Origin of the sequence: Streptococcus thoraltensis DSM 12221 (assembly GCF_000380145.1) — a bacterium.
Lineage (GTDB): Bacteria > Bacillota > Bacilli > Lactobacillales > Streptococcaceae > Streptococcus > Streptococcus thoraltensis.
The window spans coordinates 25,677-45,172 of record NZ_KB904586.1; the positions used below are offsets into that span (position 1 = coordinate 25,677).

A 19,496-nucleotide genomic window follows, 5' to 3' on the forward strand; every position below is an offset into this window, starting at 1 on the left:
TTGTGAATAATGGACACTTTACTTGTTATTAGAAAGTTTGTTAATTCCTCATTTCATTTCGTTTTCAGAAATGTTGAAATATCAATTAAATAATTTTTCATTAATTTTCTTAGAATTCTTTTGAAATACGTGACATTACCCTTCTAAAGTGATAAAATAAAGTCGTATGGGGAGACGCCCCAAAAAAATTAAGGAGATGTTTAGATAATGACTGCAACTAAACAACATAAAAAAGTTATCCTTGTCGGCGATGGTGCCGTAGGTTCATCTTACGCTTTCTCACTCGTTAACCAAGGAATCGCTCAAGAGCTTGGTATCATCGAAATCCCACAATTATTCGATAAAGCTGTTGGAGATGCCGAAGACCTTAGCCACGCTCTTGCCTTCACATCACCTAAAAAAATCTACGCAGCGCAATACTCAGACTGTGCTGATGCTGATCTCGTAGTTATCACTGCAGGTGCACCACAAAAACCAGGTGAAACTCGCCTTGATCTTGTTGGTAAAAACCTTGCTATTAACAAATCAATCGTTACTCAAGTTGTTGAGTCAGGATTTAACGGTATTTTCCTTGTAGCTGCTAACCCTGTTGACGTCCTAACATACTCAACATGGAAATTCTCAGGTTTCCCTAAAGAACGCGTTATCGGATCAGGTACTTCACTTGACTCAGCTCGTTTCCGTCAAGCACTTGCTGAAAAACTTGACCTTGATGCTCGTTCAGTTCACGCTTATATCATGGGTGAGCATGGAGACTCTGAATTTGCGGTTTGGTCACACGCTAACGTTGCCGGTGTGAACCTTGAAAACTTCCTTAAAGACGTTCGTAACGTTGACGAAGCTGAATTGGTTGAACTCTTTGAAGGCGTTCGTGATGCTGCTTACTCAATCATCAACAAAAAAGGCGCAACATTCTACGGTATTGCTGTAGCACTTGCTCGTATTACAAAAGCTATTCTTGATGATGAAAATGCAGTACTTCCACTTTCAGTCTTCCAAGAAGGTCAATACCCAGGTGTTGAAGATGTCTTTATTGGTCAACCAGCTGTTATTGGTGCACATGGTATTGTACGTCCAATCAACATTCCGTTGAACGATGCAGAGCAACAAAAAATGAAAGCTTCTGCAGACGAGCTTAAAGCTATCATTGATGAAGCATGGAAAAACCCTGAATTCCAAGAAGCATCAAAAAACTAAAACTTAAAAAATAAACTTCCGCAATGGAAGTTCATTCAGATTGAAGGCAGACATTAATTTTGATGTTTGTCTTTTTTTGACGCTATACTTTCTATCGTGGGTAAATCCGTGGTAAAGATTATAGAGTTTTTACGTTATTTATTGACAAAAGGTGAAAATGGTAAATACCAAGATATGCCTAACCAAAGTCAGATAAGAAATAAACTGAAGTAACAACCGTTACATTTCCACCTTAACTTATTGCAAAGTAAAGCAACTCCTTATTAATAAGCACGTCAGTTTGCACTTGATAATATGGAAGTATTAAACGGAACATAAAAACATTGCTTTTTCTATTAAAAGCTTTTTCGTCACTTCAAAACAGTGTCTTGTATCCTTGGAGAAATTGAGCGATGATAGATCTATTTTTACAAGAATTAAATGAAGCATAAGGGTCTTCTACCACTTGAACTAAGGAAATAAGGAATAAGGTCGTAGCTAAGGTTTTATAGTCTTTTGAATTAACTTTGATACCTGGTCACTTTCGACTTGTCCTACTCATCCTCAATGAAAACCAAAAGCAGACTAGACGACACAGATAGCAGATAGAACTAAAGTTCATCACATCAAGTCAACGACGTCTGCTTTTGATTTTCGAAGAGTATCAGGTATTGTTCTGCATCTCAGCTCCCTGTCTGAAAGGTAATTCATTTGACTATATTATTTTTACTGTCTACTTGATAGGGAACTGTTTAGGTAATGCTCTACAAATCCTAAATATAAGTCACCCACTACTATTGTTAAATAGCCAGCATTCTTTTATTCCAATTCTATTATTTTAGTATTCAGTTGGTCTTAGAACACCTTTAATGGGTTGTGATGGTTCTTGACTTAAAACGACTTTTATAATCTCGTTAGCTTGCTCATTCGTACAAGAAACTAGTGGTAAACGCAGTGGTCCTACTTTAAAACCTTGGTGATTTAGGACTGCTTTTACTGGCGCTGGACTGGAAACCGAGAACAAAGCATTGACTTTTGGAATAAAGTGACGTTGTATTTGAGCTGCTTTTTTGATATCGCCTTGCTCAAGTGCCTCTAGCATTTCATACATCTCATCGCCGTTGGTATGAGAGGCAACAGAAATAACCCCATCTGCTCCTAAAGCTAAAGCATGGAAAGCTTCCCCATCTTCCCCAGTATAAATCAAGAAATCTTCTGGTGATTGCTCAACAAGATAGGCAATGTTTTCAAGACTTGTACACTCTTTAACACCGATGATATTAGGGTGTTGGGCAAGGTGTAACATGGTTTCAGGTTCAAGCGTTACGACAACACGACCTGGGATATTGTAAATGATAATTGGTAAATCACTAGCATCAGCAATCGCAGCAAAATGCTGATAGAGTCCCTCTTGAGTCGGCTTGTTGTAGTATGGAACGATAGCTAAACCTGCAGCGAAACCACCAAATTCTGCCACTTCTTTAGCAAATTCAACAGAATCACGGGTATCGTTGGTTCCAATACCAGCAATCAAAGGGACACGCCCATTTACGATTTTTTGAACAGCAGAGAACAATTCTAACTCCTCTTCATGCGTTAGAGTTGGACTTTCAGCTGTTGTCCCGGCTAATAGAAGACCATCTGTGTGATGTTCAAGCAAATGTTCAATTAATTTTGGCAGAGCATCGTAGTTGATAGAGCCATCAGCCTTGAATGGTGTCACCATTGCGGTGATTATTTTGGCATTTCGCAGTTGTTCAATTGACATGTTTTCCCTCTCTTTTACCTAGAAATCTTAAATAGTCACTATCTAAATAGTTGGCTAAGGGTAGTTTTGAATGTTTTAGACAAGACTTATTGCTGAAGAGCAAGGTTACCATAATTAGAGTTCTTAGAATTAGAACTGATGCTTATTTCAATTCAAATTTAAGATTATTAGTGGCACGCACGAGCCCTTTTTCGTGAAGTGTTTCAGCAATTTGGACAGAATTCCAAGCAGCCCCTTTGAGAAGATTATCAGAGACAACCCACATATGGATACCATTTTCTTGGTCCAAATCTTTGCGAATTCGACCAACAAAGGTATCACGAGTTCCGACAGCATTGACAGCTTGAGGGTAGATTTGATTGGCAACATCATCTTCTAAAACAGCACCAGGAAAGGCAGAAATAGCTTCTTTTACTTGATCAATGGCTGCTACTTCTTTTGTTTCGATATAGACTGACTCAGAATGCGCCGAAAGAACTGGAATACGAACACATGTTGCCGAGACAGCAATGTTATCATCTTCCATGATTTTTTTGGTTTCATTTGTCATTTTCATCTCTTCGTAAGTGTAATCGTTATCTGTGAAGACGTCGATTTGTGGAAGAGCGTTAAAAGCGATGGGGTAACGTTTTTTATCGCTACCAGAAGGAAGGATGGTAGCAGTTACATTTTTAGGGTTAATACCATCGTTTAAAACTTGACGTAATTGATTCTCAGTCTCATTGATAGCAGATTGTCCTGCTCCTGAAACAGCTTGGTAGGTTGACACAATGATGCGATTTAACCCCCATTTTTGCCGGATAGGTTCAAGAGCAACCATCATTTGAATAGTTGAACAGTTAGGGCAAGCAATAATACCGTTGTGATTCTTCATGGCGTGAGCATTGACTTCAGGAACGACCAAGGGAACATCTGGATTTTGTCTAAAATAAGAAGTGTTATCAACCACTACAGCTCCTGCTTTTACAGCGTATGGGGCAAACTTAGCAGATGTTGAGCCTCCAGCCGAGAAGAGTGCAATATCCACACCATCAAAAGAATCTTCGGTAGTCAGTTCAACGGTCACGTCGTGCCCCTTAAATTGCAGTACCTTACCTGCTGAGCGACTAGATGAGAGGTAGCGAACCTTATCGATTGGTAAAATTGATTCTTCTAGCATTTTAATCATTTGTGTGCCAACAGCGCCTGTGGCACCGACAACTGCAACGGTATATCCCATATGTAAACCCCTTTTCTTCTTTAGAAAACTATAGTCCTAATTTTCTAAAAATTTCTTAGTTTTCATTATACTATTTTTCACCTAAATTGCAATGTCTGAAAAAGGAAAAAATCCTCTGTCTATAGACAGAGGATTAGGGCACTTAATAGTGAGGTAAGAAGGTTCACACAACTTACCAAGGTCGGCTTCCTGCCTAATGACCTCCCAGCGCAATAGTGGCTAAAACCACAATCGACTCATCGCATACTCTAATCATACCATATAAGGTTCCAGATTACAAGAGAGGCGCGATTGTTTTGAGTAAGTAACCACTGAGTTTTCGCAAAGGTGGTCTTGATTTTAAACTGAGATAGGTCACGCGCTGGCATTTTGTTAAAGTTTCTTGGAAATCTTTTTCCACATCCTTAACTGCTTCAGAACGATACATGTAGACACCACACTCAAAATGATGGTACAAGCTTCGATAGTCTAGATTAATCGTCCCTACGGTGGCTTTAATATCATCGCTGACAAAGACCTTAGAATGAACAAAACCAAGGGAATAACGATAAATAGAAACGCCTGCATCAAGCAGTTCTTTAAAATAGGTTTCACCCAAAATAAAGGCATAAGGTTTATCAGGAATACCTGGCATGATGATTGACACTTCTACTCCCCTTTCAGCGGCAAAGGTGAGGGCGTGCATCATCTCACTATCAATCACAAGATAAGGGGTCATGATATGCACGTAGTCTTTAGCATTATTTAGAATATCAATATAGACATTTTCAGCAATATGATGGTAATTCATCGGAGAATTTCCATATGGTGCAACATAGCCAGAAGCCTCAACGCTTGAGGGATAATCTAGCATGAAGTCTCCAAAATCATCTTCATTACTCGTCGTTGACCACATGGTTAAAAAGAGTGCTTTAAAGGTTTGAACAGCCTGCCCTTCGATTTTTATGGCATTATCCTTCCAACGACCGAAGCGGTCAATCTGATTGATGTATTCATCAGCTAAGTTAACACCTCCTGTGAAGGCTACTTGCCCATCAATAACAGTGATTTTACGATGGTCGCGATAGTTATAGTAGGTGGATAAAAAAGGCCGTATCGGAGCGAAGGCACGCGCATCAACACCTAGAGCTTTCATCCTATCTGTATAGTCATAGCTAAGTGTACTCAATTCAACCATGCCATCATAGAGGACTCGAACCTCGACTCCTTCACTAACTTTTTGTTCTAAAATGGTTAGAATTTCTCCCCACATAACTCCTTCATCAATAATGAAGTATTCTAAGAAAATATAAGATTCGGCATTTAGTAAGGCTTCTTTAAAGGCTGGGAAAAAATCATCCCCCAAAGCATAGTAAGTCATGCGGCTACCCTCGTAGGTTGGAAAATGTCCAGGGCTTTTATTGAGATAGGTCACCAATTGATAGGTATGTGGGTGATTATCTTTAATAGTTGCTAGCAATTTAGCATCCTGTTTGAGATGTTTACCTGCCTCGTCTGTGTATTGGATAACCTTGCGTTTTAAATCTCTAACACCAAAGTCAGTTTTAGTGTAAAGAAAGAATAGAGACCCAAAGATAGGAAAAAGCATCATTAACATGAGCCAGGTATTCTTAGAAACGGCGTCCATCTTGCTGTTAAACAGATAAACGACCACCAGAGCCCCGATAAGATGTTCTAGATAAACAACTCTTAAAGACACGCGATTGAACCATAAAAAGCCAAGACCTATGAAAATAAGTTCCAATAAAATAGCCAAAAGAATAACAGCACCGCGACTGAATATGGCTCGGCCGATGCTTGAGTGATTTTTTGGTAAGAGTCGAGTAATAGGTATCCTACTATTACCTGAACGACGTTTAGCCATTGCCCCTCCTTTGAAAGATAAAATATCTTTTATTATATCAAAAAGAGAGCAATACAGAACTTTATTAACCACATAAAGTTCTGTACGCTCCTTATTCTATTAATGAATGTTTGAAAATGATTGGATAACAGTAAAATAATCTAGGTTATTTTTGCTTATCTCGAAATAGCAACAATATAGTCTTTGGGATTAACTTTGATAGTTCGTCACTTTAGACTTGCCGCATTCATACTCAACGGAAGGCAAAATGAGACTAGGCGACACAGATAGCAGATAGAACTGTCTTCGTCAAATCACGTCAACAAGGTCTGCTTTTGATTTTCGAAGAGTATCAAGTGCTGCCCGTGTCTCAACTCCTTGTTCTGAAAGTTAATTTTATTGACTATAAAAAAATTCAGATTCTCTTAGGCTACATCAGTGGCGCTATTGTTTTAGCTAGCGTACCGACAGCTTTTGTAATGAATGGACGATTCTGAACTTCCTCCAAGCTAACAAGATGACTTTGGAGCAGTGTAGCCTGAAAATCATTCTCTATTTGAGGAATACATGAAACCTGATACATATAGGTTGCGCATTCAAAGTGATGGTAGAGACTGCGATAGTCTAAATTAATTGTTCCAACGACTGCCTTATAGCGGTCACTGACAAACACTTTAGCATGGATAAAGCCAGGAGTGTATTCGTAAATTTTGACACCTGCTTTAATCAAAGATGCATAGTAAGTTTTAGCAAGAGCATTGGCAATCTTCTTATCTGCAATACCTGGCATAATAATTTTCACATCGACACCACGTTGGGCTGCAAATTTCAAAGCATGAGCTAATTCACCATCCAGAATCAAATAAGGGGTCATGATGTGGACGTAATCTCTTGCTTGGTTTAAGATATCAATGTAGACGTTCTCACCGATTTTATCACCATCTAAAGGTGAATCGCCGTAAGGCACGATAAAGCCATTATTAGGACGGTGTTCGTGAAGGGCAAGATACGGTTCAATTTCTACTTCTTCTTGATTGATATTCCACATCTGTAAGAACAAGATAGTAAAGGTATCAACGGCACGACCCTTTAACATAATTGCTGTGTCTTTCCAATGTCCGAATCGTTCGACTTGATTGATATACTCATCGGACAGATTAATCCCCCCTGTGAAAGCTACCTTACCATCAATCACTAAAATTTTACGGTGGTCACGATAGTTATAATACGTTGAAATAAATGGTGATAATGGGGCGAATGATTTGGCTTTGATACCGATTTTTTCCAAACGTTTGGTGTAATCAAAACTTAGGGTTGAAAATTCAATCATCCCATCGTACATGACACGTACTTCAACCCCTTCAGCAGCTTTCTGCTCAAGAATTGCTAATATTTCACCCCACATGAGACCTTCACCGATAATAAAGTACTCAAGGAAAATATACTTTTTAGCTTTGCGGAGTTCTTCTTTGAGAGCCTTGAATTTTTCTTCTCCAGAAGCAAAATAAGTCACGTCAGTTTGGCGATAAACTGGGAAATGGCCACTCGAATTTTCTAGATATGAAATTAGATTATAATTGCTAGAATGACGATTTTTCAACTCCAAAACGGCTTCCCCATCTTGAATGAGGTAGGGCTGAGTCGCATCAATGGTCCGCTGAATACCCGCTCGCATGGCCTTGAAACCAAAATCCTGCTTAGTATAAAGCAAGAACAAACTACCTATCACTGGGAAAGGCACTAAAATTAATAACCAAGTAATAACAGCCGTTGAATCCATATCACTATTAATAAGATACAAAACTGTCACAATGGATAAGGTGATTTCAAAAATTTCAAATTGAACCTTATAAGTTTGGAACCACCGATATGAGGCAACAAAAAAAAGAATCTGTAAAATCAACAAAATAGCAATAACTGTTGTCCGACTAAAGATTCCTCTCAAAAAACCTCGTTTACCACGATCTAATAGGATTATGATTTTTTCTTTTTCGTAAATGTCTCTTTCCTCTCAATCTAGAATTAACTATAAAATATTATAGCAGAAAATAGGTAAAAAGAGATTTTAAATTGATTACTTTTTCACTTTTTCTGAAATGCAATATGTCAGAAATCTAAACATTAGTAAAGAATTTATCTCTCTTCTACCACCTTATCAATAATTTTTTAAATGTCTCTGCAACTACCGATAATATAAGCGCCCTCGCCATCTCTGATACCTATATTGGCAACAAATTCGTCGTAGAATGACTATCAAACGTTACCCGAGTTTTTACGCCCCTTCCCCTTTGCTGAACGCTTCGCAAATACTGAAGGGACAAATCGCATAGGCTCCACTTTTTGATATAGCTGGATAATTTCTGAGATTTACTGGTAAGTCTCTTCGTGTTAGTCTTCCAAACGTTTTTGCAACCAAATAATATCGTGCCACCGTTCAAATTTATAGCCAATTTTAGTAAAATGCCCTACCTTTTCATAACCACGATCTTGATGGAAACCGATACTCGCTTCATTAGGATAGGTGATACAAGCTAAGAAGTTTTTCATTCCTATCATCTCCAGTTCTTTTTCTAAAGCATCATATAACTTAGTTCCAACCTGCTTACCACGTGCATTTTCTGCAACATAGATAGACACCTCACAAGACCAATCATAGGCTGTGCGGTCCTTATAGGTGCTGGCATAGGCATAACCTAAAATTTCACCTTCTTCTTGATAAACAAGGTAAGGAAATTTAGTTAGGGTCTGATTGATGCGTTGTTTAAATTCAGCTACACTTGGAACGGTGTGTTCGAAGGTAATGGCAGTTTTTTCCACATAGGGGGCATAAATGGCTAAGAGTTTTTTAGCATCAGAGTGCTTAGCCCGTCTAATGATTATAGGTCTTCTCCTTTAGATAATCTGATTTTAAAATGGCAAAGACGGCAATATCAACGAGACCGCGGTTATTAATCGATGCTTGACGAAGTGTTCCTTCATATGACATGCCTGCCTTAGTCATAACTTTTCCAGAAGCTGGATTTTCCGTATCAAAAACAGCTTGAATACGATTGATGTCCGTTTTTTCAAACAGGTTGGCAATTACTGCTTCCAAGGCTTCTGTCATAAAGCCCTCATTCCAAAAGTCTTTGCCCAAAATATAACCAATCTCAGCAGTTTTGGTATCTCTTTTGTAAGCAACGATAGAGATATTGCCTATCAGTGTTTGATTTGCTTTTTCAACAATGGCCCAATGGTAATAGCCAGAACGCTCTTCTTTTATCCAAGAAGTGATAACGTCTCTAGTAATTTCCTGATTTTCATGTGCTTGCCAAGTAACATGTGTGATATTATCTTGACGACCCGCCCAGTGCTCAAACATGGCTGGCACATCTTCAAGCATAAAAGGTCTCAAAACCAGGCGTTTGGTTTCAATGGTTTCTATAGACATAAATGCCTCCTTGATAACTTTTTAGCAAAATTTCTCAAAAAGTTTTTCTATTATTGTAGCCCAAAAAGAAAGGCTGGCTTTCTTTTTGATTAGAATAAGCCGATTGCCGTACCATCTTCTAGAACATCCATGTTAAGCGCAGCTGGTTGTTTTGGCAAACCAGGCATGGTCATGACGTCACCTGTCAAAGCAACGATAAAGCCTGCACCTGTTTTGGGAACGAATTCACGAATGGTAACATCGAAGCCCTCTGGTGCTCCAAGCAAAGCGGGATTATCTGAGAAAGAGTATTGAGTTTTAGCCATACAGATTGGTAATTTATCCCAACCAAATTCAGCAAACTGTTTGAGTTGCATTTTGGCTTTCGGACCAAATTGCACTGAAGTTCCTCCGTAAACTTTGGTCACAATTTTGCGGGCTTTTTCTTCTAAGCTATCTTCGTCATTGTAAAGACGTTGGTAATTGGCTTCTCCTTTGTCGATTGTCTCAACGAGGGTTTTAGCAAGTTCAATACCACCGTCGGCACCATCAGCCCAAACACTAGCTAATTCAACTGGCACATCGAGTTCTTGGCAGATCTCTTTCAATACAGCGATTTCTGCTGGGGTATCTGCTACAAATTCGTTGATAGCAACGACCGCAGGAATCCCGTATTGACGAATGTTTTCAACGTGACGCTTTAGGTTTTCAAATCCTGCACGGACAGCCTCAACATTTTCTTCTGCCAATTCTGTTTTGGCAACTCCACCATGCATCTTTAGAGCACGAAGAGTCGCTACGATAACAACGGCATCTGGTGATTTAGGAAGGTTTGGTGTCTTAATATCAAGGAATTTTTCAGCTCCCAAGTCTGCACCAAAACCAGCTTCTGTCACAGTGTAGTCTGCCAAACGTAAAGCCGTTGTCGTGGCTAAAACTGAGTTGCAACCATGAGCGATATTCGCAAACGGTCCACCATGAACTAAGGCTGGTGTGCCATAAATGGTTTGTACCAAGTTTGGTTTTATAGCATCTTTTAAAATGAGGGTCAATGCGCCTTCCACTTTGAGGTCACGCACGTAAACAGGCTTACGCTTGACATCATAGGCGACCACAATATTAGAAAGCCGTTTTTTGAGGTCCTTGAGATCAGTGGCTAAGCAGAGAATAGCCATGATTTCTGAGGCAACAGTGATGTCAAAACCATCTTCACGAGGAATCCCATTGACTGGGCTACCCAAGCCAACAATAACTTGGCGAAGGGCACGATCATTAAGGTCAACCACACGCTTCCAGATGACACGACGTTGATCAATCTGAAGGTCGTTACCCTGTTGGAGGTGATTATCCAAAAGAGCAGACAAAGCATTATTAGCTGTTGTAATAGCGTGCATATCGCCTGTAAAATGAAGATTGATGTCTTCCATCGGAAGAACTTGCGCATAACCGCCACCAGCTGCACCACCTTTAATCCCCATAACCGGACCAAGTGATGGCTCACGAAGGGCAATCATAGTTTGTTTACCAATCTTATTGAGAGCATCTGCAAGACCGATAGACATGGTCGACTTCCCTTCCCCTGCAGGTGTAGGGTTAATAGCCGTTACTAAAATCAGTTTCCCTGGTTCATTTGATTGGACTTCTTTAATCTTATCAAAAGATAATTTAGCCTTGTATTTTCCATAAAGTTCAATATCATCAAAGCCAATACCAACTTTTTCAACAATTTCCGTAATCGGTTTTAGTTCAATGCTTTGAGCAATTTCAATATCAGATTTCATGAGACACCTCTTCTAGATAGTAAGAATATTATATCATACCAGAACAAAAAACGCATGATGTTTTCTTTTTTAATGATAAAAGTTCGTTTTTGACCCAAATAAAAAAAGGAAACAGATAAAAATCTCTGTTTTCTTAATTTTTAGGGTCTTCTAACGCATTATAGGCAGCTTCATCAACATTTGATAAAACAACAATCCAGTTTTTAGAGGCATCTGCTTGATTTAGTAAATCAGGATCCGCGCCCGCTGCTTCATTGCGAGAAACGATAGTACCTGCTAGAGGACTTGTCAATTCCATAACGGCTTTTGAACTTTCAAGATTCAAAAGACTATCATCAACATCTATAGTATCTTCTTCTGTGAAGTCAATGTAGGCGATATTGCCAAGAACATCTTGTAATTCTGGAGTCATGCTAATTCTATAAAGGTCTTCTTCTTTTGTAATTAGTAATGAATTTGCTACTTTTGCCATGGGTTCTCCTTGTGTCTTTTTTCATTCTTTTAAACCATACCATTATAGCAAGATTTATCTTAAAAATCAGCTTAAAGTGCTCACATTACGCTTCAAATGTTGGTTTAAAAATTTTTCATAAGTTGTCATTAAGTCTTGATTTAAATGCAGTTGGTGTTTGATCATCCCCAATTTTTCAAGGCTTTGAATGGCTCTATTTTGAATATCATCTATACTAAATGAAGTACCAAGTAAGTCTGAGAGATTAGCCATGCACTCTGGGTCAATATCAGGGTATTTAGCTGTAGTCGGTTCTTTCTGAATCCCACTTTCATAGAAGGATTTGACCAAACGACCACGAAAATCCTGATCTCCGTAGACACTGAGGTAAATCGAAATAACGACGGAATCTTTGATTCGTCGCTGAGCAATTCCTGCAAATTTTTTCCCCTTGATACTCAAATCAAAAGTTCCCGGACAATAGGAATGCGGCACTTCAAAATGCTCAATAAGTGCTTCAAAATCATTAAACATGTCTCGAATCAAATCCACCATGAGAAGGTAAGCATCATTTATAGATAATTGATTAGCATTTGGTAGAATCAATGAAAAATTCAAAACGCCATCATCGGAAATAACACCTAGTCCACCAATGTTTCGCACAATCGGCTGGTAACCAAGTTTCTTAATAGTTTGTAAGCCATCTTCAAAATAGGGCACTTGTCGATCAAGCATTCCCAAAATTACAATATTTTCCATTGGCCAAAAATGTAGGATCATACTTTCTGGCTGCTGACTAATATAACGCAAGAAAGTATCCGCCCAAGCAAACGGTTGGACGGTTTGTTTACTTGGATCTTCATAAAGACCAAAAACATTTAGCTTCAAGGGACTGAGTATTTCTAAAGACTTGGACAAGACTTAGCTCCTTTTATAGATTCTTAACCTTATCTATGATACATCAAGATCTTGAAGAACTCAACAACTTATCTTTTTTTGTAAACCAATCAAAAAGTTTACCAATTAAGGCTTTTTTAGTACAATATGCTTATGAAAATTTTGATTACATCAGGCGGAACAACTGAAGCTATTGATTCTGTTCGTGGCATCACCAATCATTCAACTGGGAGATTGGGGAAAGTTATTGCTGAAACGTTTCTAAATCAAGGTCACGAAGTGACATTGATTACAACAAAACAGGCTTTAAAACCAGAAAGCCATCCTCATTTAGCGCTTAACATAATCTCTTCTGTCGCTAACTTACAGGAGGCTTTAGAAGCATTGGTACCTCAGCACAATGTTCTAATCCATGCTATGGCTGTATCTGATTATACTCCAGTTTATATGACTGACTTAGATGAGTTGAAACAGACATCTGACATAGATCAACTTTTAGAAAAAAGTAATTCTGAAACTAAGATTTCTTCAAAATCCGATTATCAGGTCTTATTTTTAAAGAAAACACCAAAACTGATTTCACAGGTTAAACGATGGAACCCAAATATCAAGTTGATTGGTTTTAAACTATTAGTGGATGTGTCCAAGGAAGAGTTAGTATCGGTAGCACGTGATAGCCTTAGAAACAACAGAGCAGACTTTATCTTGGCTAATGATTTGAGTCAAATCACTGCCAGTCATCACCAAGCTTGGCTAGTTGGCTATGATACTGTTCAAGAAGCTACGACTAAAACAGAAATTGCTAAGCTAATATATAAAGAGGTGATCAAAGATGACTAAAACGATTTTACTGGCGGTTTCAGGTTCTATATCGGCTTATAAAGCGGCTGATATTACTAGTCAGTTGGGAAAATTGGGATACAAGGTCCATGTTCTCATGACAGAAGCTGCTACAACATTTATCACTCCCTTAACCCTACAAGTTCTTTCTAAAAATCCTGTGCATTTAGATGTTATGGAGGAAAAAATAGCAGATCGCATTAATCATATTGACCTTGGTAAGGAAGCTGATTTGTTCATTCTTGCTCCAGCTTCTGCTAATACTATTGCCCAACTAGCAAATGGAATGGCAAATAACATGGTAACCTCAACCGCTCTTGCGTTACCTTCTGGCATTCCAAAACTTTTTGCACCCGCCATGAATACCAAGATGTATGACCACCCTGCAACACAAGCCAATATCGAACGGTTAAAATCTTATGGCTATCGTGAGATAGAACCCAAATCAGCAGTTCTTGCCTGTGGTGATGTTGGACGTGGTGCCCTTGCTGATCTTAATATTATTTTAAAAACCATTGAGGAGACACTCTGTGAAAACTAACAAAGCCCGCCGAACAGCAATCATCGCTATTTTCTTCGCTGTCATGCTCGTCATTCAACTTCTGAGCAATATGATTTTTAGTCTTTGGCCTATCCCTATAAAGCCAACACTTGTTCAAATCCCAGTTATTATCGCAGCAATCTTGTATGGTCCCAGAGTCGGAGCTAGTTTAGGTTTCTTGATGGGGTTGATGAGTCTTATTACAAATAGTATCATCATACTACCTACTAGCTACCTCTTTTCACCATTTGTCGAAAATGGGAATTTCACTTCTGCTCTTATAGCCATCGTTCCCCGTGTTTTAATCGGTATTACTCCTTTTTTCATACATAAGTGGCTCAATAATCGAGTCGGTTTAGCCCTCTCTGGATTGATTGGTTCCTTAACCAATACCGTATTTGTCCTTTCAGGAATTTTTGTCTTTTTCTCAACGATTTATGGCGGTAATATTCAGGCATTACTCGCAGCTATCGTTTCGTCAAATGCTATCGCTGAGATGATTATTTCTGCAGTTCTTGTTTCTGTTATGGTACCCAGACTGGAGCGATTTAAAAAATAAGCAAAACCATGTAAATCTCATGGTTTTTTTTCTGTAAACATGGTATAATTGAAAGCGTTTAGAACAAATTTCAAACGATTTAAAGAACTTTAAAAGGAGTTGCTTATGACCTATCAAGAAACTTATAACAAATGGCTAGCTTCTGACCAGCTTCCTGATTACCTTCGCCAAGAACTGGAAGGGATGGATGAAGCGACTAAAGAAGATGCTTTCTATACAAATTTGGAATTCGGTACAGCAGGTATGCGCGGCTATATCGGTGCCGGTACTAATCGTATTAATATCTTTGTTGTCCGTCAAGCAACTGAAGGCTTAGCCAAATTGGTCGAATCAAAAGGTGAGGAGGCTAAAAAACGTGGTGTGGCTATCGCTTATGATACCCGTCATTTTTCACCAGAATTTGCCTTTGAGTCTGCACAGGTTTTGGCGGCTCATGGTATCAAGTCATACGTTTTTGAAAGTCTCCGTCCAACACCAGAGCTATCTTTTGCTGTGCGCCACTACAATGCCATCGCTGGTATCATGGTAACTGCTAGCCACAACCCTAAAGAATTTAACGGCTATAAAGTTTATGGCGAAGATGGTGGGCAAATGCCACCTGCAGACGCATCTGCACTCACGGACTATATCCGCGGAATTGATAATCCCTTCTCTGTTGAATTGGCAGATTTGGAAGAAAGTAAGGCTTCTGGGCTTATCACTGTTCTTGGAGAAGAAACAGACCGTCTCTACCTTGATGCGTTAAAAACAATTAATATCAACCATGACTTGATTGAACAATATGGTAAGGACATGAAAATTGTCTACACACCACTTCATGGAACTGGAGAAATGTTAGCTCGCCGTTCCCTAGCTGAAGCTGGCTTTGAATCCGTTCAAATCGTCGAAAAACAAGCGACTGTAGATCCTGATTTCTCAACGGTTACTTCTCCAAATCCAGAAAGCCAAGCAGCCTTTGCACTCGCTGAAGAATTAGGTCGCGAAATTGATGCCGACGTTCTCCTTGCGACGGACCCAGATGCTGACCGCGTTGGTGTTGAAGTGCGTCAATCCGACGGTTCTTATTGGAATCTTTCTGGAAATCAAATTGGTGCGCTTATAGCCAAGTATGTGCTTGAAGCTCACAAAACAGCTGGTACACTCCCTGCAAATGCTGCTCTTGCTAAATCAATCGTGTCAACAGAATTGGTCACTAAAATTGCCGAAAGCTACGGCGCAACCATGTTTAACGTCTTGACAGGCTTCAAATTCATTGCTGAAAAAATCCAAGAATTTGAAGAAACCGGTAACCACACCTACATGTTTGGTTTTGAAGAAAGCTTTGGTTACCTTATTAAACCATTCGTACGTGATAAGGACGCTATTCAAGCTGTTCTTATGGTCGCTGAAATCGCTGCCTACTATCGCTCTCGTGGTTTGACCCTCGCTGACGGTATCGACGAGATTTTCAAGGAATACGGCTACTTTGCAGAAAAAACCATTTCTGTCACTTTGTCTGGTAAGGATGGTGCTGAACAGATTAAAGCCATTATGTCTAAATTCCGTGTCAATGCTCCGAAACAGTTCAATAAAACCGATATTGCACTCTTTGAAGACTTCTCAGAACAAAAAGCTGTTGCACTTGATGGCACAACAACTAAACTAACAACTCCTCCTTCAGATGTTCTTAAATACACTTTGACAGATGATTCATGGTTTGCAGTCCGCCCTTCAGGAACAGAACCAAAAATCAAATTCTATATCGCAACTGTTGGTGAGACCTTAGATGAAGCAAACGAAAAAGTTGCTAACATCGAAAAAGAAATTAATGACTTTGTAAAATAAGGTCACAATAAAGCGAAGAAATTCGAATTTCTAGCCCTATCATTTCTGTAGTGGGTAATGCCACCGCAGGGATTATAGGGCTTTTTGGGCGTAAAAAAGTTCCATATGACTTCTAGTGGCAACTGTTCAAACTCACACTAGAAAGACTCATATGGAACATCTTAAGAAGACTACTGATTTAACTTTACGTTATCACTATCAGGAACAGATGGCTTAGTCTGCTGGATTATAGAAATAAATTAACATTCAGACAAGAAACTAAGGCACAGATAATACTGAAAGTGACGAGGTATCAAAGGTAATTCAAAAGACGTTGTTTTAGTATAAGGCGAATGTTCCTCGTTCCTCTCATTCCCGACTTCAAACAGTCTTTCAGACGACTTGATCCTACCTCCACACAATTCAACCTCATATAAACATTTGAATCAGGAAATGAATTCTACCATTCGTGACCCATCTGGAATAAGGTTTCTAAACTAAAACATGTTCACAATGGCAGTAGAAATTAGAATTGTAAAAAAATAGTTATCTAAAAGTCAGTCAAAGGCTCTCCCCTAGTTCTACAAAAGATGTAATGAAGATGATGTGGATTTTGTGGAATTTACAGATAATCAGAAATTGGTTTTAAGCCTTTTTATCTCAAACCAACCAAGACACTATTACTTTCGAATGATAAAAGATTAATCCATTCTAAATCCAATATTGACCTTTTTTCTTATATAAGATAAAATAATAATATAAAATTAAAGCGCCTCCAATATTTTAAATAGTAATAAAGGAGGCTGTAATATGAAAAAATTAACTGTTGAAGAACAAATTTCTGTAAATGGTGAAGCAAGTTGGGAATGTTTATAATGTGGTTATCGTAGTGCATGGCATCTTTTTACTTCTACTGCGAGTCAAAGAGCCTACGAACATGAGTCAAGGTATGGTCATTACGGTAAAACCCGTGTAAGATAAATAAGTAACTAGTATTTTTTAGCTAGTTCGTGTAGCTTTTGAGTAAAAACTGCTAGTTTAATCATTTACACTAGCAGTTTTTGTTTTTTAGAGGTAATCAAATGTTAAAACTAGAAAATATCGTAAAAAATTATTCTGATAAAAAGGTGATTGACCATGTAAGTCTGAAACTTAAAAATGGAGTATATGGACTATTAGGACCAAATGGAGCAGGAAAAACGACATTACTGAATATCATCTGTGGCGTTGTCAAACCTTCATCAGGTAATCTCTATTTTAATGATAAAAACATACTTTCTAATAGAGGCTTGTTATTAGATCAGATTGGATATTTACCTCAAAATTTTAACTATTATCCTAGTTTCACAGCTTTGGAATTTCTCATTTATATGGGACTTCTAAAGGGAATTAAATATAATTTAGAGGAAAAATGCTGGGAGTTGTTAGAATTGGTTGGATTAACAGTTGAGGCAAATAACAAAATAAAGACCTTTTCTGGAGGAATGAAACAGAGATTGGGAATAGCACAAAGTTTGCTAAATGACCCACATCTACTGGTTCTAGATGAACCTACTGTCGGTTTAGATCCTAATGAGCGAATTAAATTTAGACATTTGATTAGTTCATTAGGAAATCAAAAAACAGTAATACTATCAACTCATATTATAAGTGATGTTGAGTCAATAGCTAATAACATTATCATCTTAAAGGAGGGGAAAATTTTAGAGAATGAAAACATTGCCTACTATCTAAAACAACTTGAAGGAAAAGTCTGGGAAGTTAGTGTCGCAACAGACGTTGTTGAAAAATTGCCACAAGATCTCATCATTTCGAATCAGAAAATTGATTCAGATACTGTTCATTTAAGAATTATTTCCCCTATCCAACCAGTTAATGGAGCAATATTGGTATCCCCCCATATTGAGGATATCTATCTTAATTATTTTCCTAGTCAGAAGAGGTAACTAATGAAAAACTTATATCGCTTTGAGATTAAAAAAATTTGCAATACTCCTATTTTTAAGTTTATTATTCCTATCTTGTTAGTTGTTGTACTTGGAATACTTTGGCTAGATTTTGGTAATTCTCAAATGGCCACAGGGACTAAATTTTCAAAAAGAGAGGCTATTCAATACAATCAGAAAATAGCTAAAAAGTTCGAAGGTCATTTAGATGATGATAAAATCAAACAAGTCTTAAATGATTACCTTCTATTTTATACAGAAAATAAAAAGAGTCCAGAAAAACTTACTAGTTATCCTATGGATGTATTTTCATATTATATAGCTGACACTATGCTCAGTAATCAAAGCAACTTACCAAGTTTAGTTGCAAAAAATCCTAATATATCAATAGAGAATGTCCCTATACGACCTCTTTCTAGGCTATATCACGATACCAAACAAGTTAAAAAGTTTAAACTGACAACATATTATTCCTGGTCTGACTTATTTAAAACGATAACCTCAATTTTTATTCCTATTGCTTTAGTAAGCATAATTGTGATTGCAGGTATTTTTTCTGAAGAAAAGAATCAACGTATCGATGGGCTAATACTTACCACAAAATATGGACGCAGTAAGTTAACAATCAATAAAATTGCAGTTTCCTATTCACTCTCTTTTATGATTTTCATCTCCGTTTTTTCAAGTGTTTTATTGGTTTTTTGGTATTTATATGGATTTTCAGGTTGGGAGGGTAATATTCAAGCCAATTTTTATTTAAAATTTTTCAATTTTCCAATACTGATCACAAATCTTCAAGTACTCCTACTTATTTTATTTATTCAACTTTTAAATATTTTAGTCATCACAAGTATGACTTTAGTTCTTTCTACCCTTACATCCTCAGCAAATGTAACAATGATTGCTTCAGTAGCAGTGACTATTTTACCAAAAGGATTAGATAAATTGTTACCAAAAGGCACTCTCTTCAGTAAGATCATACAATATTTCCCAGCAAATAATTTTACATTGAAGAACATTTTTGAGCATATGAGTTTCAATGAATCTTATCTATTTAATCATTTTTGGTCAAATTTAGGTACCCTAGTCCTTTTATCAATATTGTCTTGTGCTTTCAGTGTTTATTTTGTATATTTTTATCAAAAACGCTCCTATTTGTCATGACTCATTCTATTTTTAAAGTTCTATTACTAACACATTTTTGATTTATGCAATGATATAAAAAAGGAATTTTATGATGAAATGGTTTAAAGGTGTTTTGCA

General features: G+C 37.8%; 16 protein-coding genes. 7 read left to right on the top strand and 9 right to left on the bottom strand.

The window, feature by feature from the left end:
• Nucleotides 1-207 precede the first annotated feature (207 nt).
• On the top strand, nt 208-1,197 hold the full coding sequence (locus tag A3IA_RS0100125; protein ID WP_018379334.1) for an L-lactate dehydrogenase: 990 nt from the start codon (nt 208-210) through the stop codon (nt 1,195-1,197).
• A gap of 817 nt (nt 1,198-2,014) precedes the next feature.
• On the opposite strand, the gene dapA is transcribed toward A3IA_RS0100125, so the two are convergent.
• From dapA to A3IA_RS0100170, 9 genes are all read right to left on the bottom strand, one after another.
• Nucleotides 2,015-2,944: a 4-hydroxy-tetrahydrodipicolinate synthase gene (gene dapA / locus A3IA_RS0100130; protein ID WP_018379335.1), complete on the bottom strand. Its 930-nt coding sequence runs from the start codon at nt 2,942-2,944 to the stop codon at nt 2,015-2,017.
• 142 nt (nt 2,945-3,086) lie between these two features.
• Nucleotides 3,087-4,163: an aspartate-semialdehyde dehydrogenase gene (locus A3IA_RS0100135; protein ID WP_018379336.1), complete on the bottom strand. Its 1,077-nt coding sequence runs from the start codon at nt 4,161-4,163 to the stop codon at nt 3,087-3,089.
• Nucleotides 4,164-4,437: 274 nt separating this feature from the next.
• On the bottom strand, nt 4,438-6,027 hold the full coding sequence (cls, locus tag A3IA_RS0100140; RefSeq protein ID WP_018379337.1) for a cardiolipin synthase: 1,590 nt from the start codon (nt 6,025-6,027) through the stop codon (nt 4,438-4,440).
• Nucleotides 6,028-6,436: 409 nt separating this feature from the next.
• On the bottom strand, nt 6,437-8,005 hold the full coding sequence (gene cls, locus A3IA_RS0100145; RefSeq protein ID WP_051072798.1) for a cardiolipin synthase: 1,569 nt from the start codon (nt 8,003-8,005) through the stop codon (nt 6,437-6,439).
• A gap of 389 nt (nt 8,006-8,394) precedes the next feature.
• Nucleotides 8,395-8,886: a GNAT family N-acetyltransferase gene (locus A3IA_RS0100150; RefSeq protein ID WP_026217469.1), complete on the bottom strand. Its 492-nt coding sequence runs from the start codon at nt 8,884-8,886 to the stop codon at nt 8,395-8,397.
• On the bottom strand, nt 8,876-9,436 hold the full coding sequence (locus A3IA_RS0100155; RefSeq protein WP_018379340.1) for a GNAT family N-acetyltransferase: 561 nt from the start codon (nt 9,434-9,436) through the stop codon (nt 8,876-8,878). Before A3IA_RS0100155 ends, A3IA_RS0100150 begins: the two co-directional genes overlap by 11 nt.
• Nucleotides 9,437-9,525: 89 nt before the next feature.
• Nucleotides 9,526-11,196: a formate--tetrahydrofolate ligase gene (locus A3IA_RS0100160; protein WP_018379341.1), complete on the bottom strand. Its 1,671-nt coding sequence runs from the start codon at nt 11,194-11,196 to the stop codon at nt 9,526-9,528.
• 133 nt (nt 11,197-11,329) lie between these two features.
• Entirely contained in the window at nt 11,330-11,668 is a 339-nt protein-coding gene (locus A3IA_RS0100165; protein WP_018379342.1) for a glycine cleavage system H family protein, read from the bottom strand.
• 66 nt (nt 11,669-11,734) lie between these two features.
• Nucleotides 11,735-12,565: a lipoate--protein ligase family protein gene (locus tag A3IA_RS0100170; protein WP_018379343.1), complete on the bottom strand. Its 831-nt coding sequence runs from the start codon at nt 12,563-12,565 to the stop codon at nt 11,735-11,737.
• Nucleotides 12,566-12,697: 132 nt separating this feature from the next.
• Here A3IA_RS0100170 and A3IA_RS0100175 point away from each other — a divergent pair, with 132 nt between their 5' ends.
• The 6 genes from A3IA_RS0100175 (at nt 12,698) to A3IA_RS0100200 (ending at nt 19,397) form a co-directional block, all read left to right on the top strand.
• Nucleotides 12,698-13,384 carry a phosphopantothenate--cysteine ligase gene (locus A3IA_RS0100175; RefSeq protein ID WP_026217471.1) on the top strand — a complete coding sequence of 229 codons (687 nt, stop codon included), beginning with the start codon at nt 12,698-12,700 and terminating at the stop codon, nt 13,382-13,384.
• Nucleotides 13,377-13,925 (top strand): phosphopantothenoylcysteine decarboxylase, encoded by a 549-nt coding sequence (gene coaC / locus A3IA_RS0100180; RefSeq protein ID WP_018379345.1) that lies wholly within the window; start codon nt 13,377-13,379, stop codon nt 13,923-13,925. The genes A3IA_RS0100175 and coaC overlap by 8 nt, the downstream gene beginning before the upstream one ends.
• Complete coding sequence (locus A3IA_RS0100185) at nt 13,915-14,484, top strand: ECF transporter S component (RefSeq protein WP_018379346.1); 570 nt, start codon at nt 13,915-13,917, stop codon at nt 14,482-14,484. The genes coaC and A3IA_RS0100185 overlap by 11 nt, the downstream gene beginning before the upstream one ends.
• 105 nt (nt 14,485-14,589) lie before the next feature.
• On the top strand, nt 14,590-16,308 hold the full coding sequence (locus A3IA_RS0100190) for a phospho-sugar mutase (protein WP_018379347.1): 1,719 nt from the start codon (nt 14,590-14,592) through the stop codon (nt 16,306-16,308).
• A 1,061-nt stretch (nt 16,309-17,369) separates the two neighbouring features.
• Nucleotides 17,370-18,233, top strand: coding sequence for an ABC transporter ATP-binding protein (locus A3IA_RS0100195; protein ID WP_018379348.1), 864 nt, complete (start codon nt 17,370-17,372; stop codon nt 18,231-18,233).
• 3 nt (nt 18,234-18,236) lie between these two features.
• The gene (locus tag A3IA_RS0100200; RefSeq protein WP_018379349.1) at nt 18,237-19,397 is read left to right on the top strand and encodes an ABC transporter permease subunit; all 1,161 of its coding nucleotides are present in this window, start codon (nt 18,237-18,239) and stop codon (nt 19,395-19,397) included.
• Nucleotides 19,398-19,496 lie beyond the last annotated feature (99 nt).

Coding starts and splice junctions, on each gene's coding strand:
- A3IA_RS0100200 (WP_018379349.1), top strand. CDS start 18,237: ATGAAAAACTTATATCGCTTTGAGATTAAAAAAATTTGCAATACTCCT.
- A3IA_RS0100190 (WP_018379347.1), top strand. CDS start 14,590: ATGACCTATCAAGAAACTTATAACAAATGGCTAGCTTCTGACCAGCTT.
- A3IA_RS0100160 (WP_018379341.1), bottom strand. CDS start 11,196: ATGAAATCTGATATTGAAATTGCTCAAAGCATTGAACTAAAACCGATT.
- dapA (WP_018379335.1), bottom strand. CDS start 2,944: ATGTCAATTGAACAACTGCGAAATGCCAAAATAATCACCGCAATGGTG.
- A3IA_RS0100165 (WP_018379342.1), bottom strand. CDS start 11,668: ATGGCAAAAGTAGCAAATTCATTACTAATTACAAAAGAAGAAGACCTT.
- coaC (WP_018379345.1), top strand. CDS start 13,377: ATGACTAAAACGATTTTACTGGCGGTTTCAGGTTCTATATCGGCTTAT.
- A3IA_RS0100175 (WP_026217471.1), top strand. CDS start 12,698: ATGAAAATTTTGATTACATCAGGCGGAACAACTGAAGCTATTGATTCT.
- A3IA_RS0100125 (WP_018379334.1), top strand. CDS start 208: ATGACTGCAACTAAACAACATAAAAAAGTTATCCTTGTCGGCGATGGT.
- A3IA_RS0100195 (WP_018379348.1), top strand. CDS start 17,370: ATGTTAAAACTAGAAAATATCGTAAAAAATTATTCTGATAAAAAGGTG.
- A3IA_RS0100155 (WP_018379340.1), bottom strand. CDS start 9,436: ATGTCTATAGAAACCATTGAAACCAAACGCCTGGTTTTGAGACCTTTT.
- A3IA_RS0100135 (WP_018379336.1), bottom strand. CDS start 4,163: ATGGGATATACCGTTGCAGTTGTCGGTGCCACAGGCGCTGTTGGCACA.
- cls (WP_018379337.1), bottom strand. CDS start 6,027: ATGGCTAAACGTCGTTCAGGTAATAGTAGGATACCTATTACTCGACTC.